Source organism: Nocardia sp. CA-119907, assembly GCF_050955995.1.
Lineage (GTDB): Bacteria > Actinomycetota > Actinomycetes > Mycobacteriales > Mycobacteriaceae > Nocardia.
In genome coordinates, this window is record NZ_CP192091.1 from 4,285,747 (window position 1) to 4,303,460 (window position 17,714).

Consider the following 17,714-nt stretch of genomic DNA (forward strand, 5'->3'; position numbering starts at 1 on the left):
GAAATCGCGCACGCTTTGGCGGAAAGGAATAGCACCATGGATGCTTTCTACCTGCCCGACGCCTCGGACCCGGACCTGTTCCATCCCACCGAACTCACCCGTGGGCCGTGGTCGCCGGATGCACAGCACGGCGGGGCACCGTCGGCGCTCTTGGGGTATGTGATCGAGCAGTGCGAACCACGGCCGGGGTGCCGGGTCGCACGGGTCACGGTGGAGTTTCTCGGGCCGGTGCCGATCGCGCCGCTGCGCGCCGAAACACGAGTCACCCGGGCCGAGGCGCGAGTCGCCCAACCCGGGCGCAGTGTCGAATTGATCGAGGCCACACTGAGTTCCAACCGAGGACCGGTGCTGAAGGCCACCGCCTGGCGGCTTCGACCAGTCGAGCCCGAACTCGACGTACCGACCGAGATGCTGCCAACCGGCACCCGGCCCGGCCCGGCGACCGTGACGCCGAGCCCGGATCACAGCTTCCCGAGTACGCAGCCGGTCGGATTCCACACCGGGGTCGAATACCGTTTCGTCTCGGGCGCTTTCCGGACCCCCGGGACCGGCCGTGTGCTGGATTCGCCTGCGCTACCCGATCGTGGCCAGCACCTCGCTCAGCCCGTTGCGGCGCACCCTCGCCGCCGCTGACTTCGGCAACGGCGTCAGCTCCGTCCTGCCATGGGGCCGATACTTTTTCATCAACACCGATCTCACCGTGACCCTGCACGGCGACCCGGTCGGCGAGTGGATCTGCCTGGACGCGGCCACCTACCCGGAACACAGCGGCATCGGCCTAGCCGAGTCGCGCCTGTTCGATCAAAGCGGCCCGATCGGCCGCGGTACCCAGACCCTGTTGCTCGGCACGCGCTGACCCGGAAGTCCGCGACCGCATTGCGGCGCAATCAGATCCGTCAACTCCCGCACTGCCTTCAGCACCGGCAGGCCGTCGCCGGCGGCGCCGAAGTCGAGGTAGCGCATCATCGCCAGCAGGAACACCCGCACCGTGGCGGATCGGCGCGCCAATTCCCGAGCCGCTGGGAGTCGAACTCCGGATCCGCTTGCGGCACCAGCTGATCGATCGCTGCGACCGCCGCCCGCAGCTCCGCCTCGGACACGGTGTTCTCGATCAGATCCCACACCAGCTCCGGCTCGGCCATCTTCAGCAGCGCCCGCTGGGGGAGTGGATGTAGTGGGACTGCTCGGAGCAGGGTGGGGGAGTGGCATGGCCCACGAAGACCGACCCTCCGAGAGGGGAGTGGCCCACAGGGGGTTCGTATCGACGTAGGAGTCGCCGGAGAAGGTCTAGCAGATGTCGAATTAAACATTAAGTTAGGTAGATATGCGCATCTACGCATGCAATCTAGCATATGAACCCAACCCACAAATCACCTTCCAAACCCAACGCAGGACACGAACAATCACCTTCAGCCCAGAGGGGAGAGGTCGACTTGACTTCGAGCGCGCTCTAAAACCTAGCGTGAAGCCATGACAGCAACACTGATCACCGGAGCGAACAAGGGTCTCGGCTTCGAGACCGCCCGCCGACTCGTTGCCGCGGGCCACACCGTCTACATCGGCAGCCGCGATGCCGAACGCGGTCGCCGGGCCGCCGATCAGCTGGGCGCCCGCGTGGTTCAGCTCGACATCACCGATGATGCGTCCGTGGCGGCCGCGGTCGAGACTATAGCGGCCGAGGGCGGGCTGGATGTGCTGATCAACAATGCGGGTATCCAGGCAGAGATGAGTGATGACCATGTCGTGGTCGGCGCCGCGGACCTAACGGCCGACATCATGCGAAAGACATTCGACACGAACGTCTTCGGCACGGTGCGCGTCCTACACGCATTCCTGCCGCTGCTCCAGCGTTCCGCCGCCGCGGTCGTGGTGAACGTCAGCAGCGGTCTGGCCTCACTGACCAGAGTCACCGCCGCGGGCACCCCGGCATACGCATACCCCGGCGTGGCCTATCCCGCGTCGAAGACGGCGGTCAACATGATTACTGTCCAGTACGCGAAGGCATTCCCGAACATGCGGATCAATGCGGTGGAGCCCGGCTTCACGAAGACCGATCTGAATGTGAATACCGGCATCCAGACCGTAGAAGAGGGCGCCGAGATCATTGTGCGCATGGCGCAGATCGGGCCCGATGGACCCACCGGTGGCTACTTCGATGCCGAAGGCACACTGCCCTGGTGATGCGAAACCGGCTGCCGCGGCGCGACTATTCCGACTCGACGAAGGCCGTTGCGACCAGGTAGCCCTTCGGATCGCGCCACGTGCGTTCCGGATGATGGGTGAACCAGTCTTCGATGTCCTCGCGCAGGTCGGTGAGGATGGCATGCCGCCGTGGGTGGTTCGGTGTCACGCCGTACAACGTGAGCAGCGCCTCGGCGAACCGCACCAGCGGTTCGGGCGTATCGAAGACGAGAGCGTTATCGGACCGGTGTAGCCGTACATCGCCGAATACCTGGGTCATCATCTCCGGCAACGTATCGGAGTCGACGGTCATGGCGACCGTGGAGCCTGCGCCATAGGTCGCGGCATGCGCGGCCACGAGTTCGCTGGTGTACGGGTAGGTTCCGGGATGATTGACGACCACGCTGACCGACCCGCCGGGTTTGGTGGTGCGCCTGAACTCCCTGAGCGCGGCGATCGGATCGGCCACGTGGTAGAGCATGTGGCGCGCGGTGATCACATCGAAACTGTTGTCGTCGAAGGGGATACGCTCCGCACTGCCGAATACCCCGCGCACCCCTGGTACCGCATCGGCCGCGGCGACCATTGCGGGGGAGGTGTCGATGCCGACGAGTGGACCCTGGTGACCGCTGGCGGCGAGCTGGGCGAGAAAACGCGCGTCTCCGCAGCCGATGTCGGCTAGATGTTCGGTTCCGGTGAGCGCTAGCGCGGCCAGGACGGCGGCGGCCGGATCGTCGGGCCGTTCGGAGTAGCGCTCGTGCGTGTCGATGCGCACCTTCAGCGGTGTCGGATCGGCATATTCGGCATCGAGGCGGTAGCTGCACATCGCGGTCGTCCTTCGGTCCAATGGCCGGTGGTTGACCAGGTCGCCAGGTCCGGCGATCGGGTCCGCGGGCTTTCCGGCGCAGAGCGTACCTCCCGAGGCGGCGTGTGGCGTCCCTTTCGCGGAGCCGTCGGTTCTGCTAGGAACCTTTCGACCGTCCTGCGGTCGTGGCCGAGAGCTTCGGTCGGACGGTGTCGGTGATCGGTGTGGTCTCGACCAGGTCGCGCGCGCTGTCCTCGGTGCCCGGGCGTTCATCGTCCAGAATAGGTTCGCCGAGTCCGATTTTCTCCTGGAGCCGCTTCATCCAGGCCGGTGCCCACCAGCAGTCGTCGCCCAGCAGCTTCATGGCGGCGGGCACGAGCAGCATGCGCAGTACGGTCGCGTCGATGAACAGTGCGGCGATCATGCCGTAGGCGATGTACTGCATCATCACCAGATCGGAGAATGCGAACGCACCGGTGACCACCAGCAGAATGAGTGCGGCGGCGGTGATGATGCGTCCGGTGTGCGCGGTGCCGGTGCGCACCGCGTCGGTAGTGGTCGCGCCCTTGGCCCTGGCTTCGACCATGCGGGAGAGCAGGAAGACCTCGTAGTCGGTGGACAGGCCGTAGATGATCGCGATGATCAGCACGAGCACATTGGACTGGATCGGCTGTGGCGTGAAGTTCAAGAGCCCCGCGGCGTGTCCGTCGACGAAGATCCAGGTCAGGATGCCGAGGGTCGAGCCGAGGCCCAGTGCGCTCATGAGCGCTGCCTTGATCGGTAGGACGAGCGAGCCGAAGGTGAGGAACATCAGCAGCGTCGTCAGCAGCAGTACGAGGGCGATCATTACCGGGATTCGGTAGAGCAATGCGTCGATGCTGTCCTTCTGCGTTGCCGGGATTCCGCCGACGAGCATGGTGACGCCCTCGGGCAGTTCCATCGAGCGCAGGTATTCGATGGTTTCGCCCGCCTCGTTGGAGTTCACCAGCGTGGCCTTGGTGCGGTAGACATTGTCCTGCGTCAGGGATTTGGACGGCATATCGAACGGACCGGCCAGACCCGGCGCATGCCCGGCGGCGCGCCAGGCATCGCCGACCGGACGGCTGCTCTCGGCGACGAAGACCAGTTCGATGGGGTCGGATCTGCGCTGCGGGAAGTAGGTGTCGATCTGTTGCTGAGCGACGCGGGTCGGGTTGTCCGGTGGCAGATATCGTTCGCTGAAACCGCCGAAGATGAGGTCCTTGACCGGGATGATCAGCAGGAACAGCGCAATGACCAGCGGAATCGCGACGGTCAGTGGACGCTGCATGACCCAGCGGGTGGTCTTGCCCCACAGTCCGTTCTCGACCTGTTCGGCGGTCCTGGTTCTTCGGAATCGCTTGAACCCCAACATATCCACGCGCGGCCCCAGGATGGCCAGGCTGGCGGGCAGGATGGTGATGGCGGTGAGGGCGGCCAGCAGGACCGTGGCGATCGCGCCGTAGGCCATCGATTTGAGAAAGCCCTGGGGGAACAGCAGCATGCCGCCGAGACTCGCGATGATCATGGTCGCGGAGAACACGACGGTGCGGCCCGCGGTCATGACGGTGCGGCGCACCGCGCGGCGGGTGTCATAGCCCGCGGCCAGTTCCTCGCGGAATCGGCTGACGATGAACAGTCCGTAGTCGATCGCCAGGCCCAAACCGATCATCGAGAGCACCGATGAGACAAATGAATTCACTTCGGTGAAGCGCGTCAGGAACATGATGATGCCCGATGCGCCGATCACGGTGAGTCCGCCGACCAGCAGCGGCAGCGCGGCGGCGACGAGGCCGCCGAAAATGAAGAACAGCAGGATCGCGACGGCGGGGATGGCGAGGACTTCCATGCGGTGGACGTCGTCGGCCATGGTGTCGTTGAGTGTGCCCGCCACCGCCTGCAGCCCGCTGACCTGCACATCGATACCGGGTATGGCGAAGGCGTCCTTGACCTTTCGGAAGTTGCGCACGGAGTCGGTGTCGTTATCGCCGGCGATGGCGACGGCGGCGACCGCGTGCTTCTTGTCCTCGGTCGCCGCTTTCGCTCCGCTGATCTTGGCGTTCTCGACGCGCCAATAGGAGGCGTTGATGCCGATGATCTCGTCGGGATACCTGTGCGGCAGGCTAGTGAGGTTGTCGATGATCGGCTGGCTGAATTCGGGATCGTCGACCGTCTTGCCCTCGGGTGCGGTGTAGAGCACGACGACGTCGAAGTCGTGATTGCGTCCGAAGGCGGCGTCGGCGAGGCGCGCGGCCTGCGCGGATTCCGAGGTGGGGTCGTCCATGCCGCCGGAGCTGAGATGGTCGTCCAAGCCGAAACCGTATCCGCCGAGTGCCAGTAGCGCACCCACCACGATCCCGATGACGGCGAAGCGCAGCCGGTATACGAGATCCCCCCAGCGCCTGAACATCAGCGGGTTCCTTGCCGCGGGGAAGATTGTGGTGCTGCTCGCTCTGCCGCGTCGATCGCCAAGGGGCTGCATCCTTTCCGGGGTGCACGCTCGATGTGCCTGTAATCAAAGGTACAGACCAATGTGAAGTGGCATTGTTTCAGAAATGATGCCGCGATTGTGCCAGTGTGAGCTGAATTGCATTGGCTGCGAACGTGTATCGAATGACCCCGATGGATCGCGGTTGTGCCGGTTGTGGCGCAACAGACATCGAAGTTCGCCTCGTTCCTGGTCGGCCGGGCTGGACGGATAACCGCGCCCGGGGAGCCTGACCGCAGCATCGACCGGATCGGGTTGTCTACCAAGCGAATTGCGTGCTGTGCCGTGTTGCGGCCTATGAACTCCGCGGGGGCCGCGGCGTGAGCGCGATATCGGTCGGACCCAGGATCTTGCCGAGAGTCGCAGCGAGCGTCCGCAATTCGTCCGGATCGAGCTTGTCGGCGAAGCATTCCTGAATGCTCGCGAGGTAGCTGGGCGTTGCCGCGTGCAGGCGCTCGCGACCCGCGTCGGTGATGGCGACGAAGGCGGATCGGCCGTCGTCCGGATTCGCTTCGCGCGCAACCAGGCCCGCGGCCGCCAGTTCGGTGACGAGCCTGCTGACCCGGGTCCGGCTGAGGACGACGCGTTCGCCGAGATCGGTCATGCGCAGCGGTTCGACGCCATCGAGTTCCAGCAGTACGTCGTACCACGCGAGCGGGAGTCCGAAGTCTCGGCGCAGCTCGGCGTCCAGGCGCGGGACCAGGTGCGCGTGCACCCGCAGTAGGGCCGACCACGCGCTGCTCGCCGCGTGGTGATGCGTCTCCGATTGCGTCACGCACCGATTCTAACCGCTTGCGTGCACCCGCACATATATAATAGCGTGCGCACGCACATAAAAATCGTGCACCGTTAGGAAGGAATCCCATGACCACAGTTATCGCCCGTGAAGAGTTGGCGGCCGCGATCGAGGCCGGTTCGGTAACCGTCCTCGACACCCTCGGTGCGGGCTATTACGAGAAGGCGCATCTGCCCGGTGCGCTCACCCTGGTGGAAGCCGATGTGGAATCCCGTGCCGCCCAGCTGCTTCCGGACCAGCACGCACCGATCGTCACCTACTGCGCCAACAACGCCTGCCAGAACAGCGAGATCGTCGCCGTGAAACTGCGCGCGCTCGGCTACACGAACGTCCGCGCCTACCGTGCTGGCATCCAGGACTGGACCGAGGCGGGTCTGCCGGTCGAATCCGAGTCCTGATCCGGGTGGGTCGTGGTCGGGTGGTGCACCGCCCGACCACGCATCAGGGCTGGTAGCGCCGCCGCCGCGCTCCGCAAGTGGTGCTCGTGCTAGGCCCGACGCATGTGCACGAGTAGATACGGGCTTGTGGTCGCCCCGGGATCGGCGGATGATTTCAAGAGTAACTATTTCTGGTCGGGGGTCTCATCGTCGTCGAGTAGCCAGGGAAGTTGAGATGACCACAAGAATTGCTTCGGCATTCGCCGCGATCGCTATCGCTCTCTCCGTCGCCGCTCCCGTAGCGTCGGCCGCACCGGAAACACCCGCGCCGACCGCCGCTGAGGTGGGTGGTTCGGTGGCGTTGTGTTTCAACATCCCGCTGGGTTTCTTCAGCTTCAGCATCTGCATCTGAGGTTGCCGAGCAGGCAAGCAGTCGCCGACCTGCAGGAGTTCATCAACCCGCAGCTCGTCGAGGTGAATATCGAGTGCGCTCACCGCAATACGGGGTCGGCGCCACAGGATTTGCTGGCCTCGTGATCGCCGAGTTGGTCGGGGGCCCGCCGCCTGCCTTGGTCCGGTCCCCGCAGAGTGCGGTGTCCACCTGACAGCGATTGTCCGAAGATCGCTGGCGATTGCCGCCGCTCCGCGATACTCCATCACCGACACCGGCCGCAGTCGACGAGACTCGGCGTCCCGTCGACGACCAGCATGGATCGTGGCGCGGCCCAGCACCACGGGAACCCTGCCTGCGTCCCCAATAGAGCAAGCGCCAGCTCGGAATTCGCGGCTGGCGGCACGCCGCTGGCGTTCATAAAGCGGTGAGCCTGTCGGTGGGGCGGGCTACCGTGGGGTGATGACCACGCATCTGACGCACTGGGGAGTGTTCGAGGCCGACAGCGATGGAGAGCGGTTGACCTCGGTGCGGCCGTGGCGCGGGGATCCGGAGCCGATGGCGTTGATCGAGAATGTGGCGTCGGCGCAGCATCATTCGACGCGCATCGACCAACCGTATGTGCGGCAGGGGTGGTTGGAGCGTGGGCCGGGGGCGTCGGGGCGTGGTGATGAGCCGTTTGTGCCGGTGTCGTGGGACAAGGCATTCGAACTGCTGTCCGGTGAGTTGAGCCGGGTCTATCGCGAACACGGTGCGGAGTCGGTGTACGGCGGATCGTATGGCTGGGCGAGTGCGGGGCGGTTTCATCACGCGCAGAGTCAGGTGCATCGGTTCCTGAACTGCCTCGGCGGTTATGTGCGGCATGTCAACAGCTACAGCCTCGGTACCTCGGAGGTGTTGTTGCCGCACGTGATCGGCTCGGCCGAACTGATGTTGGGGCACGCGACCGCGAAGAGTGTGCTGGTCGAGCACGCGGAGTTGGTGGTGGCGTTCGGCGGTTTGTCGCCGAAGAACTCCGCGGTGTCACCGGGTGGTGTGTCACGGCACAACACCAAGACCTGGATCGGCGCGGCGCGGGCGCGCGGCTGCCGGTTCGTCTCGATCAGTCCACTGCGCGATGACATTCCGGCCGAAGCCGAGGCCGAGTGGATCGCGCCGCGGCCGGGCACCGATACCGCGCTGATGCTCGCGCTCGCGCAGGTGCTGGACGCGGATGGGTTGGCGGATACGGAGTTTCTGGACCGGTACACCGTCGGGTACGAGCGGTTCGTCGGATACGTACGCGGCGAAACCGATGGCGTAGCGAAGGATCCGGTGTGGGCGGAGTCGATCACCGGGATATCGGCCGGACGGATCCGGACGCTGGCACACGAGATGGCCGCGGCACGAACGATGATCAATGTCAGTTGGTCGCTACAACGCGCCGAGCGCGGAGTTCAGCCGCTGTGGCTCGGGGTGGTGTTGGCGGCGATGCTGGGCCAGATCGGACTGCCCGGTGGTGGATTCGGACACGGCTACGGGTCGACCGCGCATGTCGGCGAACCGGCGCACGGTGGCATGGTGCCGCGTCTTCGACAAGGCCGCAATGGTGTGGCAACCTTCATTCCGGTCGCCAGAATCGCCGATATGCTGCTGAATCCGGGACAGCCGTTCGATTACAACGGCGCGCGGTTGGTCTACCCGGATATCAAGTTGGTGTATTGGTGCGGCGGGAATCCCTTTCACCACCACCAGAACCTGGCCCGACTGCACCTGGCGTTCGCGCGGCCGGAGACAGTGGTCGTGCACGATGCGTTCTGGACCGCCACCGCACGTCGTGCCGATTTCGTGCTCCCGGCGACGATGAGCATCGAACGCGACGACTACGGCGCCGGGCAGAACGACCGCGACTTCTTTCCGATGAAGGCGCTGACCCGACCACACGGTTCGTCCCGCGATGACTACGCGATCTTCGGTGAGTTGGCCGAACGTATCGGTGTCGGTAAGGAATTCACCGAGGGGCGCACCGTCGACGAATGGTTGCGCCATCTGTACGAGGAATGGCGCGCCGGGACCAAGGATCCGGCGGTGCCGGATTTCGACGAGTTCTGGGACAGCGAGTCGCTGGCGCTTCCGGTGCCGGATCCCGCGCCGGTGCTGCTGTCGGATTTCCGCGCCGATCCGCAGCGTTTCCCGCTGACCACGCCGAGCGGCCGGATCGAGATCTTCTCGGGGACGATCGATGGCTTCGGATACTCCGATTGCCCCGGTCATCCCGTCTGGCTCGAGCCCGAGGAATGGCTCGGCGCTGCCGCTGCGGCACGGTTCCCGCTGCAACTGGTCGCGAATCAGCCGCGGACGAAACTGCACAGTCAACTCGATGTCGGCGCGCACAGCCGGTCGGTGAAGATCGCCGGGCGGGAACCGGTGCGGTTGCATCCCGACGATGCCGCGGCACGGGGGCTCCGGGATGGGGAGATCGTGCGGATCTTCAATGACCGGGGGAGTTGTCTGGCCGGTCTGGTCGTCGACGACGGGGTCCGGTCCCAGGTCGCGCAGTTGTCCACCGGTGCCTGGTACGACCCCGATCCGGCCGACCCCACGTTCTGCCGTCACGGCAACCCGAATGTGCTGACCGCGGACCGGCCCGCGTCCACCCTCAGTCAGGGGTGCGCCGGGCAGTTGGCCCTGGTCGAGATCGAACCCTACCGCGGCCCGCTGCCGGAATTGGCCGTCGATGAGCCACCCTCGATTGCGCAGTAGCCCAACGCTTCTCGTGACTCAGGGCACACTCTCGGCAACCCCGAGGGTGAGGCTGGTCTCATCACACGGTCCCGGCCGCTCTCCGGTGCGCGATTTCTGTCAGGATTTCGGATTATGGTGTCGAACCCGCTGCCCGCGCTAGCCCGCCGGATCGCGCAGCAACGCTGGGTCATGCGCCTGGCGCCGCTCGTGCTGTGGCTGGAGCGGTTCGTGCGGTGGGTCAGCCGCGGTCGGCACGGGGTGCTCGATCTGGCGGGGTTGCCGTCGATCGAGATCACCGTGGCGGGGCGCAAAACCGGGATTCCGCGGACCACCTCACTGCTGTACGTTCCGCGCGGTAACGACATCCTGCTCGTCGGCTCCAATTGGGGCAGCCCGAAGCATCCGATGTGGTCGGCCAACCTGCGTGCGGCGAGCACCGCTACCGCCCGGCTGAAGGGCGAGGAGTTCGAGGTGCGCGTCACCGAGGTCACCGGGGTAGACCGCAAACGCGCGTGGGACCTCGCCGTCGAGTTCTGGCCGGGCTACGAGATGGAGTACGACCTGTCCGGCAGTCGGGCCTTCCGCATTTTCGAGCTGCGCCGCAGCTGATGGAGGCGGGTGTCGGTCACTGAGCTGCCGGTCATCTCGCGGCTGCGGTCGTTACATGGCGGTCACTGCGCGGCAGGCACGATCGGCGCGCCTGGATTCGGGCCCGGCGCGGGCGGCGTCAGCGCGGCCGCCGGTGAACTCGGCTTGGCGGGCGGAGGCGGCATGGCCGGTGTCAGGATGGGCGGACCCACCGGCGCCGGCACGATGACCTGCTGGGGCGTCTTGTCCGGCTCGGTGCAGTCGGGATCGACGGAGCGGTCGCAGGTGGTGGCGGGCACGATCGGGGCCGCGAGCGTGGCGGTGCCGGTCGTGATGGCGCCGGTGACCAGGATGCCGGCGGCCGCGACCAGCAGTGCGGCGGCGGCTGGTCGCGGATGGGACGCGATGGCGGTGGTGGGCACGGCGATCACAACCAGATCGGGTCGCCGTACACCGCGACCGAATTGTCCGCAGTGTTGGTGGAGATATTGGCGATCACATACGAGCGCAGGCTGACCGGCCCCATACAGGCGTCGATTTTGATCTGCACCTGGTCGGTGGTGATCGAACCGTGCGGTCCGGCAAGGGCCTTGGTGCCGAAGGGGATGGTGGTGATGGTGCCCGGCTTGAAGGTGGTGGACACGCTGGGTAGCGCGGCGGCGCCGACGCCGACACTGAGCCCCGGGGTCGGCGCGACCATCACATTGACATTCGGTCCGACCGAGGCCGCGAGACCGATCGATATCCCGTTGGACACATCGATCTGGCAGCCGATCTGATAGCCCAGCGTGAGCGTTCCGGAGTTCACCGCCGCGCTGCCCGCGCCGCCGATATCGGCGACCGCACGCAGGCTGACGAACCCCTCGCGGGTGAATGCGGTATCCGCCAGATTGGGCACTCGATCCAGGTTTTCCGCGGCCTTGGTGACCGTCAATTCCCATCCGTCCTCGGTGGTGACGGTACGGGACTGATCGGGCAGCGCATCCGCCGAAGCCGATTGTGCTGGAACGATACTCAGCACACCCACGGCCATGAGGCATAGCGGGACGGTGATCGAGCTATTCATATGTCAGGTCTCCTCGGTGTGTTGCTCGTCGAACGATATCGAAGCCCGATGCCGTCGGCTCCACCGCCACCAAGATCGCCGCACCACATAGGACGATCGTTCAAAACGGCACATGGTCGGTATCGGAGCGCGCAGAATCCGGATATGTCGACACAGCGATTACATGCCTTCACAGACGATGTGCTCGCCGACCACGACGCAGTGGCCATCGCCGATCTGGTGCGTCGTGGTGCCGTCAGCGCCGCGGAAATCGCCGCGGCAGCGCGGGCGCGGGCGGCGCGCGTGGATCCGACATTGCGCGCCGTCGTGATCGAATCGACCGGGTCGGTCTCGGGTGATGCCGACGCACCGCTGTTCGGTGTGCCGACCTATGTCAAGGACAACACCGATGTGCGGGGATTGCCGACTAACCACGGCACCGCGGCGTTCGTCGCGCGGCCGTGCGCCAAGGACGGGCCGTACACCAAACAGCTGCTCAGCACCGGGATGACGGTGCTGGGCAAGAGTCGGCTGCCGGAGTTCGGTTTGAACGCGAGCACCGAATTCGCCGCGGCCGATCCGACGCGCAATCCGTGGCATACCGACTATTCGCCGGGCGCGTCATCGGGTGGTGCGGCCGCATTGGTCGCCGCGGGCGTGGTGCCGATCGCGCACGGCAATGACGGCGGCGGGTCGATCCGCATTCCCGCCGCATGTTGCGGCATTGTCGGATTGAAGCCGAGCCGGGGGCGCCACGTCGATGGGCCGCAGGCGCGGTCGATGCCGATCAATCTGGTGTCCGAGGGGGTGCTCACCCGATCCGTGCGCGATACCGCGACATATTTCGCCGCCGCCGAACGCTATTGGCGCAATCCGAAGCTGCCGCCGGTCGGTCTGGTGGAAGGTCCGGCGCGTCGGCGGCTGCGGATCGGGGTGATCGCCGATTCGGTCACCGGCACCGAAACCTGTCCGCAGACCCGTGCGGTGCTCGATGACACCATCGCGGTGCTGGAGAAGATGGGGCACGAGGTGCGGCCCGTCCCGCCGCCGGTCGGGCGCCGTTTCGTCGACGACTTCACCGTCTACTGGGGGTTGTTGGCGTTCCTGGTCGCGGTAGGCGGGAAGTTCGCCATCGATCCGCGGTTCCGGGCGAGCGGACTCGATAAATTCACCCGCGGACTCGCCGCGCGGTATCGGAAGTCGATGGCGCGCACTCCCGCCATCCTGTACCGCCTATCGCAGGCGCGACGCGCCTACGCCGAAATGTCGCGCGAGAGCGAATTGATCTTGTCACCGGTCCTGGTGCACGCCACCCCGCGCCTGGGCTATCTGAACCCGACGGTCCCCTTCGACGAACTGTTCGAGCGTCTGATTTCCTGGGTCGCCTTCACGCCTTTCAACAATGTCGCAGGCGCACCGGCGATCTCGCTGCCCATGGGCACCTCGAGCGAAGGGCTCCCGATCGGCATGCAATTCTCCGCGGCCTACGGCGACGAACGCACATTGCTGGAAATCGCCTTCGCGCTCGAAGCCGAACGCCCTTGGCGCCGCATCCAAGACTGAATCCGCTTGGACTACAATTCAATTGGCCTGCACTACACAGGAAGTGAGGTCCAGTCCGCAGCGAAGGGCCCAGCGCGACGCTCGACCATGGTCAGCGCCTCGGTGCGCGCGGCCTCGATCTCGCGCTGCCATTCGTCGGGCACCAGTCCGAGCCGAATGGCCAGTGCGTACTCGTCTTCGTCCTTCCACCGGTAGCTCAGATCGGGTGCGACGACGAGGTCGATATGCAGGTCACTGGTATCGACGCCGTCGGTGGTCCGAACGAACGGCAGCTGGAAATTGACATACCAGCCCAGGAATTCGCCACGCTCGTTCCACATCGGCGCAATGGCGAAGTAGCGCTCGGCGTACATGATCGCCAGCCGCGTGGTGCGCTGCCAGGTCCAGTTCGCCATCGCCCATTCCCGGCGGGCATACGCCTCGAGCAGCTGCCCGCGCGCCGCCGGGTCGTTCTCGCGCATCGACTTGATCCACAGCTCCGGACCGAGCCCGACCGTACCGGGCGTCAGCAGTACCCGCAGTTCGTCGCCGCCGTCCTCGACGACCCGCTGCGGCCATTCGGTGAACGACCTGCCGAAGATCATGTCTCGAACGAGGATCGTTCGCCCTGCGGGGAAAGGTGTCACCTCAGCAGGATTCACCGTTCGGAGAACTCACTGTCGATGAGCCCGGCGGTGAAGGCGTTCCACTCGTGGCTGGTGAAGCCCAGAGCCGGACCGGTGAGGTTTTTGGAATCCCGGACTCCGACGAGGTCGGCGTCGAGGAACGCGACCTCGACGCAGTCCCTACTGCCCGAGCTGCGGCCGCTCTTGCGCCACACTGCGCGAGATAGATCGACTTCGTACTCGTGGATCACGAGATACCCCCTGTCGTTGCAGCCTAGAGTTTCTGGCCCGGTCCGGTAGGTTTGGCTACGACGCGAAATCGCCGTCAATGATGCTGTGCGTGAAGGCATTCCATGCACGGGAGGCGAAGACCAGAGCTGGGCCCGTGCGGTTCTTCGAATCCCGCACACCGACCAACTCACGGTCGAGAAACGCCACCTCAACACACTCCCGGCTGGCCGAACTGCGGGTGCTGTTGCGCCACACCGCATTGGATAGGTCGGCGTCGTACTTGTCGATCACGAGGCGTACTCCCAGCTACCCGACGAATCAGGTTCCTGCTCGCGATGTCATCCAGCGAGGCACGTTGGATGGCTTGATACGCCCTATGGTAGTGCCCCACATCATTTTGGTCCTCGAGATATAAGCTGCCCGTGAAGCTTTGCGGGTACACGACGGACGGTTCCACGGTTGCGCCGGGATCGAAGTCGAGGATGATGAACTGCCCCAGCGGGTCGCCCAGCGGAATCCCCGCACGCAGTGGAAGCACCCGGAGGGTTACGTTCGGCAACGTCGACATGTCTGCCAAATGGCGCAGTTGTGCGGTCATGGTTTTCGGTCCGCCAACCATGCGATGCAACACGCACTCGAGGAGAATGACATTCAGGTGAGCACCAAAGCCTGCGCACCTCAACCTAGGTCGACTGCGTGTTGGCCTCCACGGTTGGAGGAACGTGCTGTCGGCGGCATGTGCGCGTGTTGTGTGGGTAACGCGTCACTGGCCGCCGAGAGGGTCGGCTTGCGCATGGTCGTTGCTGGCGTTGGCGCGGTCGATCTCGGCCATGTGCTGCTCGGCCCAGGCCCGCAACGCCGCCAGCGGGGCCTCCAGCGACAGGCCCAGTTCCGTGAGCCGGTAGTGCACCCGCGGCGGCACAGTCGGCTCGACCCGGCGGGCGACCAACCCGTCCCGGACCATGCTGTGCAGGGTCACCGACAGCATTTTCTGTGAGACACCTGGCATCCGCCGCCTCAACTCGGCGAACCGCACCTCACCCGGAACGGCTTCGGCGAGCACCTTGACCGCCATCGACGTCCACTTTGTGCCGATCCGGTCCAGCAGCTGACGCGTCGGGCACCGGGGATCGAACAGATCACCGCGACCTGCGCGCTGCGCATCCACGGGCCGAGTGGTCACCTTGACCTCACCACCTGTCGACAAAGTGCCGCCTTGGCAACCTCAACCGCAGTTACCTACGGTTTTGAGGTAACCAATAGTAACCGACAGGGAGTTATTGTGCCCGACACCGCGCCAACCCGTGTCCCGCAGGTCCAGCTGCGCCGGATCGCCGTCAACGACATCCACCTCAACGTGGCCACGGCCGGCACCGGCCCCGCGATCGTGCTGCTGCACGGCTTCCCGCACACCTGGCCGCTCTGGAGCGAGATCATCGGTCCGCTGTCCATCCACCACCGGGTCATCGCCCCGGACCTCCGTGGATTCGGCGCCAGCACCCGTCCAGCGGAGGGTTACGACGCCGGCACCCTGGCCGACGACATCAACGGAATCCTCGATGCCCTCACCGAACCCACCGCCGCCGTGGTCGCCATCGACGCCGGCACCCCGGTCGCCGTGCTGCTCGCCTTACGGCACCCCGAACGGATACGACGGCTGATCGTCATGGAGGCACTGCTCGGCTCGCTGCCCGGCGCCGAGGACTTTCTCGCTGCCGGGCCACCGTGGTGGTTCGGCTTCCACGCCGTCCCCGGCCTCGCCGAAAAGGTTCTGATCGGACACGAGGCACAGTACATCGACTGGTTCCTCACGGCCGGCACCCGTGGCCAGGGCGTGCGACCGGACATCCGCGCGGCGTTCATCGATGCCTACACCGGATCGGAGGCGCTGCGCTGCGCTTTCTCCTACTACCGCGCACTGCCCACCACCGCCCGCCAGCTCAACGACGCCTTGATCGACGCGCGGCTCACCATGCCCACGCTGGCGATCGGCGCCCACCCGGTCGGCACCGCGCTCGAACAGCAACTACGCCCCATCACCGACGACCTCACCGGGCAGGTCATTCCGGACTGCGGCCACATCATCCCGCTGGACCGGCCCCGGGAACTGCTCCGTCTCGTGACGCCCTTCCTCGCCGCCGATCAACCCCCCGGATCACGTAATCATCTACCCGCGTCGCGGTGAAAGTCGTAGAAGCTCCGCAACACCGTCTCCGAGTGCGTCATTGTCGCCGGAGCGTATCCATCCACCAGCGCAGGCTTTCCGGTGATCGGATTCGGTGCCCCCCGTTAGTTCAGTCAATGGTGTGTGGCCCGGTGTCTGCAACAGCCCGAGCACAACATCGGGTGTGTACGAAGTGCGTTGGCGCGCAGCCGCTTCCAGCCCGAGATACACCTCGGAGTCCTTCGGGATGAGATCGCCATACCGGTGCCACCACGACTTCACCGACGCTTGCTGCGCTAGCCCGATCGCCCCGGCCGTCGTGGTTTCATCGGCGTTGTACATCGTGCACAGCTCCCGAACATCCAATAGCCGAATCCGTTCCGCGTGCCCGGTCTCGAGTCGCTGCAGACTGCTGGCACTGCGCTCGATCAATCTCGACGCTTCATCCAACGTCAACCCGACCTGCTGCCGAAGGTCGCGCAAATACCGTCCGAGTTGCCGCCGCGGCAGCGTACTGCCAGTGTTCGACACGTCCGTACCCCCGATCCCAGTGATGTGGTTTCGGCATGACTGTCCCATCGGGAACCGATCTCCCCGCGATCTTCACCTCGAATCCGTTCGAACACCCCGAAATCCCAAGTCGAAACCCGAATTCCCTGCTCAACAGCCCCTGACACACGGGTACCGGGGATTCTTGCCGGACAAGGTCGCCTGCGCGCCGCCAGTGGCGGTGGCACGGTTGGCGAGACAGCTGAATGTCGATGCTGCGCAGATTCGTTCGTACGGCCGATAGACGCGGTGGACATATCGGTGCTGCTCGCGGAGCGGCGGCGGTTCCTGGCCACGATGTGCCGAGCGCCTGACCGGCCTGGTGCTGGAAGTCGACACAGCCGAGCACTTTCGCATCCAGGACGGGCGCATCACCGCGATCAGGCTGATATTCGACGCAACACCCTGGCAGGCCATCATGGCCGCCCGACCTGATGGCGCCGAGGCTGGCCGCGAAATCCACTGACAGAGCCCCGAGTGCTTGTAGCTCGAGGCGTTACAAGCACTCGGGGAGCGATCAATCCTTGCGCATCCAGGCGAGGATGATCTGTGTCCGGCTGATTCGCCAGCCTGCCGCCGTCCGTACTACTGTGCAGGCCAGTCGCAGGCCGCTGGTTTGATGCGGCGGTTGGCCGTCGCGGTAGAAGTACACGAGTGAGTTTCCCGAGGCCGCGGCCTGGTCGCCGTTGATATTCACCAGCAGGTCGTTGGTCATGTGCTGGGCGTGCTCGCCCTCGACCTCGGACTGTCGCATGTAGTCGACGACCTTGTCGATGCCGCGGAGTTGGGCTCGCGGCGAGTCGACCTCCACATCGTCGGTGAAGATCGTGGCGGCATCGTCCCATCGCTTCTCGTCGAGCAGGCGGGCGTAGCGGGTGAACAGGTCGGCGATCTCGATGCGGTCGGCGACCAGAGTATCCGTGGCCATGACATCCTCTTTCGTTGGCGTACCCAATATTGGTGCCGCCAACTATATATGTATTCGTTGGATTCACCAACGAAGTATGGCGCAGTGGCGAGGAGGCGCCTGACCGCGAGATCGGGCTGACCGCTCACTCGCGGCCGCGTCGAAACCGTTGTCTTCCAGGCCAATCCGCGAGATCGCCGGCATCGAGGCCTCCTATTGGCGCGTCGAGAGCGCCAAGACCAGCGGAGCGAAGACGGCGACCGAGGGCGACAAGCGCGCGGA

General features: G+C 65.3%; 22 protein-coding genes and 1 pseudogene. 9 read left to right on the forward strand and 14 right to left on the reverse strand.

The genetic code is table 11. From position 1 onward, the window contains the following. The first annotated feature begins 36 nt into the window (after positions 1-36). The gene (locus ACQP2D_RS18685) at positions 37-633 is read left to right on the forward strand and encodes an acyl-CoA thioesterase domain-containing protein (RefSeq protein ID WP_433684963.1); all 597 of its coding nucleotides are present in this window, start codon (positions 37-39) and stop codon (positions 631-633) included. After that, positions 584-856 carry a hypothetical protein gene (locus ACQP2D_RS18690; RefSeq protein WP_433684964.1) on the forward strand — a complete coding sequence of 91 codons (273 nt, stop codon included), beginning with the start codon at positions 584-586 and terminating at the stop codon, positions 854-856. The genes ACQP2D_RS18685 and ACQP2D_RS18690 overlap by 50 nt, the downstream gene beginning before the upstream one ends. Before the next feature lie 106 nt (positions 857-962). Here ACQP2D_RS18690 and ACQP2D_RS18695 read toward each other — a convergent pair whose 3' ends face one another. Then, positions 963-1,142, reverse strand: a complete 180-nt coding sequence (locus ACQP2D_RS18695) for a hypothetical protein (RefSeq protein ID WP_433684965.1) — start codon at positions 1,140-1,142, stop codon at positions 963-965. A gap of 328 nt (positions 1,143-1,470) precedes the next feature. On the opposite strand from ACQP2D_RS18695, the gene ACQP2D_RS18700 reads away from it, so the two are divergent. Continuing rightward, positions 1,471-2,181: an SDR family NAD(P)-dependent oxidoreductase gene (locus ACQP2D_RS18700; protein ID WP_433684966.1), complete on the forward strand. Its 711-nt coding sequence runs from the start codon at positions 1,471-1,473 to the stop codon at positions 2,179-2,181. A 25-nt stretch (positions 2,182-2,206) separates the two neighbouring features. Here ACQP2D_RS18700 and ACQP2D_RS18705 read toward each other — a convergent pair whose 3' ends face one another. The 3 genes and pseudogenes from ACQP2D_RS18705 to ACQP2D_RS18715 form a co-directional block, all read right to left on the reverse strand. Continuing rightward, positions 2,207-3,007, reverse strand: coding sequence for a class I SAM-dependent methyltransferase (locus ACQP2D_RS18705; protein ID WP_433684967.1), 801 nt, complete (start codon positions 3,005-3,007; stop codon positions 2,207-2,209). Positions 3,008-3,158: 151 nt separating this feature from the next. After that, a pseudogene (locus ACQP2D_RS18710) lies at positions 3,159-5,414 on the reverse strand (MMPL family transporter); the annotation flags it as partial. 373 nt (positions 5,415-5,787) lie between these two features. After that, positions 5,788-6,267 (reverse strand): MarR family winged helix-turn-helix transcriptional regulator, encoded by a 480-nt coding sequence (locus ACQP2D_RS18715; RefSeq protein WP_433684969.1) that lies wholly within the window; start codon positions 6,265-6,267, stop codon positions 5,788-5,790. 89 nt (positions 6,268-6,356) lie between these two features. On the opposite strand from ACQP2D_RS18715, the gene ACQP2D_RS18720 reads away from it, so the two are divergent. After that, positions 6,357-6,686 carry a rhodanese-like domain-containing protein gene (locus ACQP2D_RS18720; protein ID WP_433684970.1) on the forward strand — a complete coding sequence of 110 codons (330 nt, stop codon included), beginning with the start codon at positions 6,357-6,359 and terminating at the stop codon, positions 6,684-6,686. A gap of 183 nt (positions 6,687-6,869) precedes the next feature. Here ACQP2D_RS18720 and ACQP2D_RS18725 read toward each other — a convergent pair whose 3' ends face one another. Then, the gene (locus tag ACQP2D_RS18725; protein WP_433684971.1) at positions 6,870-7,160 is read right to left on the reverse strand and encodes a hypothetical protein; all 291 of its coding nucleotides are present in this window, start codon (positions 7,158-7,160) and stop codon (positions 6,870-6,872) included. A gap of 358 nt (positions 7,161-7,518) precedes the next feature. Here ACQP2D_RS18725 and ACQP2D_RS18730 point away from each other — a divergent pair, with 358 nt between their 5' ends. Next, positions 7,519-9,798 carry a molybdopterin-dependent oxidoreductase gene (locus ACQP2D_RS18730; protein WP_433684972.1) on the forward strand — a complete coding sequence of 760 codons (2,280 nt, stop codon included), beginning with the start codon at positions 7,519-7,521 and terminating at the stop codon, positions 9,796-9,798. Between the two features lie 114 nt (positions 9,799-9,912). Beyond that, the gene (locus tag ACQP2D_RS18735) at positions 9,913-10,389 is read left to right on the forward strand and encodes a nitroreductase family deazaflavin-dependent oxidoreductase (RefSeq protein ID WP_433684973.1); all 477 of its coding nucleotides are present in this window, start codon (positions 9,913-9,915) and stop codon (positions 10,387-10,389) included. Between the two features lie 62 nt (positions 10,390-10,451). On the opposite strand, the gene ACQP2D_RS18740 is transcribed toward ACQP2D_RS18735, so the two are convergent. Together ACQP2D_RS18740 and ACQP2D_RS18745 are read right to left on the reverse strand one after the other, a co-directional pair. Beyond that, the gene (locus ACQP2D_RS18740; RefSeq protein WP_433684974.1) at positions 10,452-10,799 is read right to left on the reverse strand and encodes a hypothetical protein; all 348 of its coding nucleotides are present in this window, start codon (positions 10,797-10,799) and stop codon (positions 10,452-10,454) included. After that, positions 10,796-11,434, reverse strand: coding sequence for an MspA family porin (locus ACQP2D_RS18745; RefSeq protein WP_433684975.1), 639 nt, complete (start codon positions 11,432-11,434; stop codon positions 10,796-10,798). The genes ACQP2D_RS18740 and ACQP2D_RS18745 overlap by 4 nt, the downstream gene beginning before the upstream one ends. 144 nt (positions 11,435-11,578) lie before the next feature. Between ACQP2D_RS18745 and ACQP2D_RS18750 the strand changes: the two genes are divergently transcribed. After that, positions 11,579-12,976, forward strand: a complete 1,398-nt coding sequence (locus ACQP2D_RS18750; RefSeq protein WP_433684976.1) for an amidase — start codon at positions 11,579-11,581, stop codon at positions 12,974-12,976. Positions 12,977-13,008: 32 nt separating this feature from the next. Here ACQP2D_RS18750 and ACQP2D_RS18755 read toward each other — a convergent pair whose 3' ends face one another. The 5 genes from ACQP2D_RS18755 to ACQP2D_RS18775 all read right to left on the reverse strand — a co-directional run bounded on the left by ACQP2D_RS18755 (position 13,009) and on the right by ACQP2D_RS18775 (position 14,995). After that, the gene (locus tag ACQP2D_RS18755) at positions 13,009-13,560 is read right to left on the reverse strand and encodes a DUF402 domain-containing protein (RefSeq protein WP_433684977.1); all 552 of its coding nucleotides are present in this window, start codon (positions 13,558-13,560) and stop codon (positions 13,009-13,011) included. A 53-nt stretch (positions 13,561-13,613) separates the two neighbouring features. Continuing rightward, the gene (locus ACQP2D_RS18760; RefSeq protein ID WP_433684978.1) at positions 13,614-13,832 is read right to left on the reverse strand and encodes a DUF397 domain-containing protein; all 219 of its coding nucleotides are present in this window, start codon (positions 13,830-13,832) and stop codon (positions 13,614-13,616) included. A gap of 55 nt (positions 13,833-13,887) precedes the next feature. After that, positions 13,888-14,103: a DUF397 domain-containing protein gene (locus tag ACQP2D_RS18765; protein WP_433684979.1), complete on the reverse strand. Its 216-nt coding sequence runs from the start codon at positions 14,101-14,103 to the stop codon at positions 13,888-13,890. Next, positions 14,021-14,494: a DUF5753 domain-containing protein gene (locus ACQP2D_RS18770; RefSeq protein ID WP_433684981.1), complete on the reverse strand. Its 474-nt coding sequence runs from the start codon at positions 14,492-14,494 to the stop codon at positions 14,021-14,023. Before ACQP2D_RS18770 ends, ACQP2D_RS18765 begins: the two co-directional genes overlap by 83 nt. Positions 14,495-14,575: 81 nt before the next feature. Next, the gene (locus ACQP2D_RS18775) at positions 14,576-14,995 is read right to left on the reverse strand and encodes a winged helix-turn-helix transcriptional regulator (protein WP_433684982.1); all 420 of its coding nucleotides are present in this window, start codon (positions 14,993-14,995) and stop codon (positions 14,576-14,578) included. Between the two features lie 99 nt (positions 14,996-15,094). Between ACQP2D_RS18775 and ACQP2D_RS18780 the strand changes: the two genes are divergently transcribed. Next, positions 15,095-15,997: an alpha/beta fold hydrolase gene (locus tag ACQP2D_RS18780; RefSeq protein WP_433684983.1), complete on the forward strand. Its 903-nt coding sequence runs from the start codon at positions 15,095-15,097 to the stop codon at positions 15,995-15,997. Here ACQP2D_RS18780 and ACQP2D_RS18785 read toward each other — a convergent pair. Beyond that, a complete protein-coding gene (locus ACQP2D_RS18785; RefSeq protein WP_433684984.1) occupies positions 15,980-16,555 on the reverse strand; it encodes a helix-turn-helix domain-containing protein in 576 nt (191 codons plus the stop codon). The two genes, ACQP2D_RS18780 and ACQP2D_RS18785, sit on opposite strands and share 18 nt — an antisense overlap. Before the next feature lie 292 nt (positions 16,556-16,847). On the opposite strand from ACQP2D_RS18785, the gene ACQP2D_RS18790 reads away from it, so the two are divergent. After that, complete coding sequence (locus ACQP2D_RS18790; RefSeq protein WP_433684985.1) at positions 16,848-16,991, forward strand: hypothetical protein; 144 nt, start codon at positions 16,848-16,850, stop codon at positions 16,989-16,991. Positions 16,992-17,042: 51 nt separating this feature from the next. On the opposite strand, the gene ACQP2D_RS18795 is transcribed toward ACQP2D_RS18790, so the two are convergent. Then, the gene (locus ACQP2D_RS18795) at positions 17,043-17,453 is read right to left on the reverse strand and encodes a nuclear transport factor 2 family protein (protein WP_433684986.1); all 411 of its coding nucleotides are present in this window, start codon (positions 17,451-17,453) and stop codon (positions 17,043-17,045) included. Between the last annotated feature and the right edge of the window lie 261 nt (positions 17,454-17,714).

Coding starts and splice junctions, on each gene's coding strand:
- ACQP2D_RS18685 (WP_433684963.1), top strand. CDS start 37: ATGGATGCTTTCTACCTGCCCGACGCCTCGGACCCGGACCTGTTCCAT.
- ACQP2D_RS18695 (WP_433684965.1), bottom strand. CDS start 1,142: ATGGCCGAGCCGGAGCTGGTGTGGGATCTGATCGAGAACACCGTGTCC.
- ACQP2D_RS18700 (WP_433684966.1), top strand. CDS start 1,471: ATGACAGCAACACTGATCACCGGAGCGAACAAGGGTCTCGGCTTCGAG.
- ACQP2D_RS18705 (WP_433684967.1), bottom strand. CDS start 3,007: ATGTGCAGCTACCGCCTCGATGCCGAATATGCCGATCCGACACCGCTG.
- ACQP2D_RS18720 (WP_433684970.1), top strand. CDS start 6,357: ATGACCACAGTTATCGCCCGTGAAGAGTTGGCGGCCGCGATCGAGGCC.
- ACQP2D_RS18730 (WP_433684972.1), top strand. CDS start 7,519: ATGACCACGCATCTGACGCACTGGGGAGTGTTCGAGGCCGACAGCGAT.
- ACQP2D_RS18735 (WP_433684973.1), top strand. CDS start 9,913: ATGGTGTCGAACCCGCTGCCCGCGCTAGCCCGCCGGATCGCGCAGCAA.
- ACQP2D_RS18745 (WP_433684975.1), bottom strand. CDS start 11,434: ATGAATAGCTCGATCACCGTCCCGCTATGCCTCATGGCCGTGGGTGTG.
- ACQP2D_RS18750 (WP_433684976.1), top strand. CDS start 11,579: ATGTCGACACAGCGATTACATGCCTTCACAGACGATGTGCTCGCCGAC.
- ACQP2D_RS18755 (WP_433684977.1), bottom strand. CDS start 13,560: ATGATCTTCGGCAGGTCGTTCACCGAATGGCCGCAGCGGGTCGTCGAG.
- ACQP2D_RS18785 (WP_433684984.1), bottom strand. CDS start 16,555: ATGGGACAGTCATGCCGAAACCACATCACTGGGATCGGGGGTACGGAC.
- ACQP2D_RS18795 (WP_433684986.1), bottom strand. CDS start 17,453: ATGGCCACGGATACTCTGGTCGCCGACCGCATCGAGATCGCCGACCTG.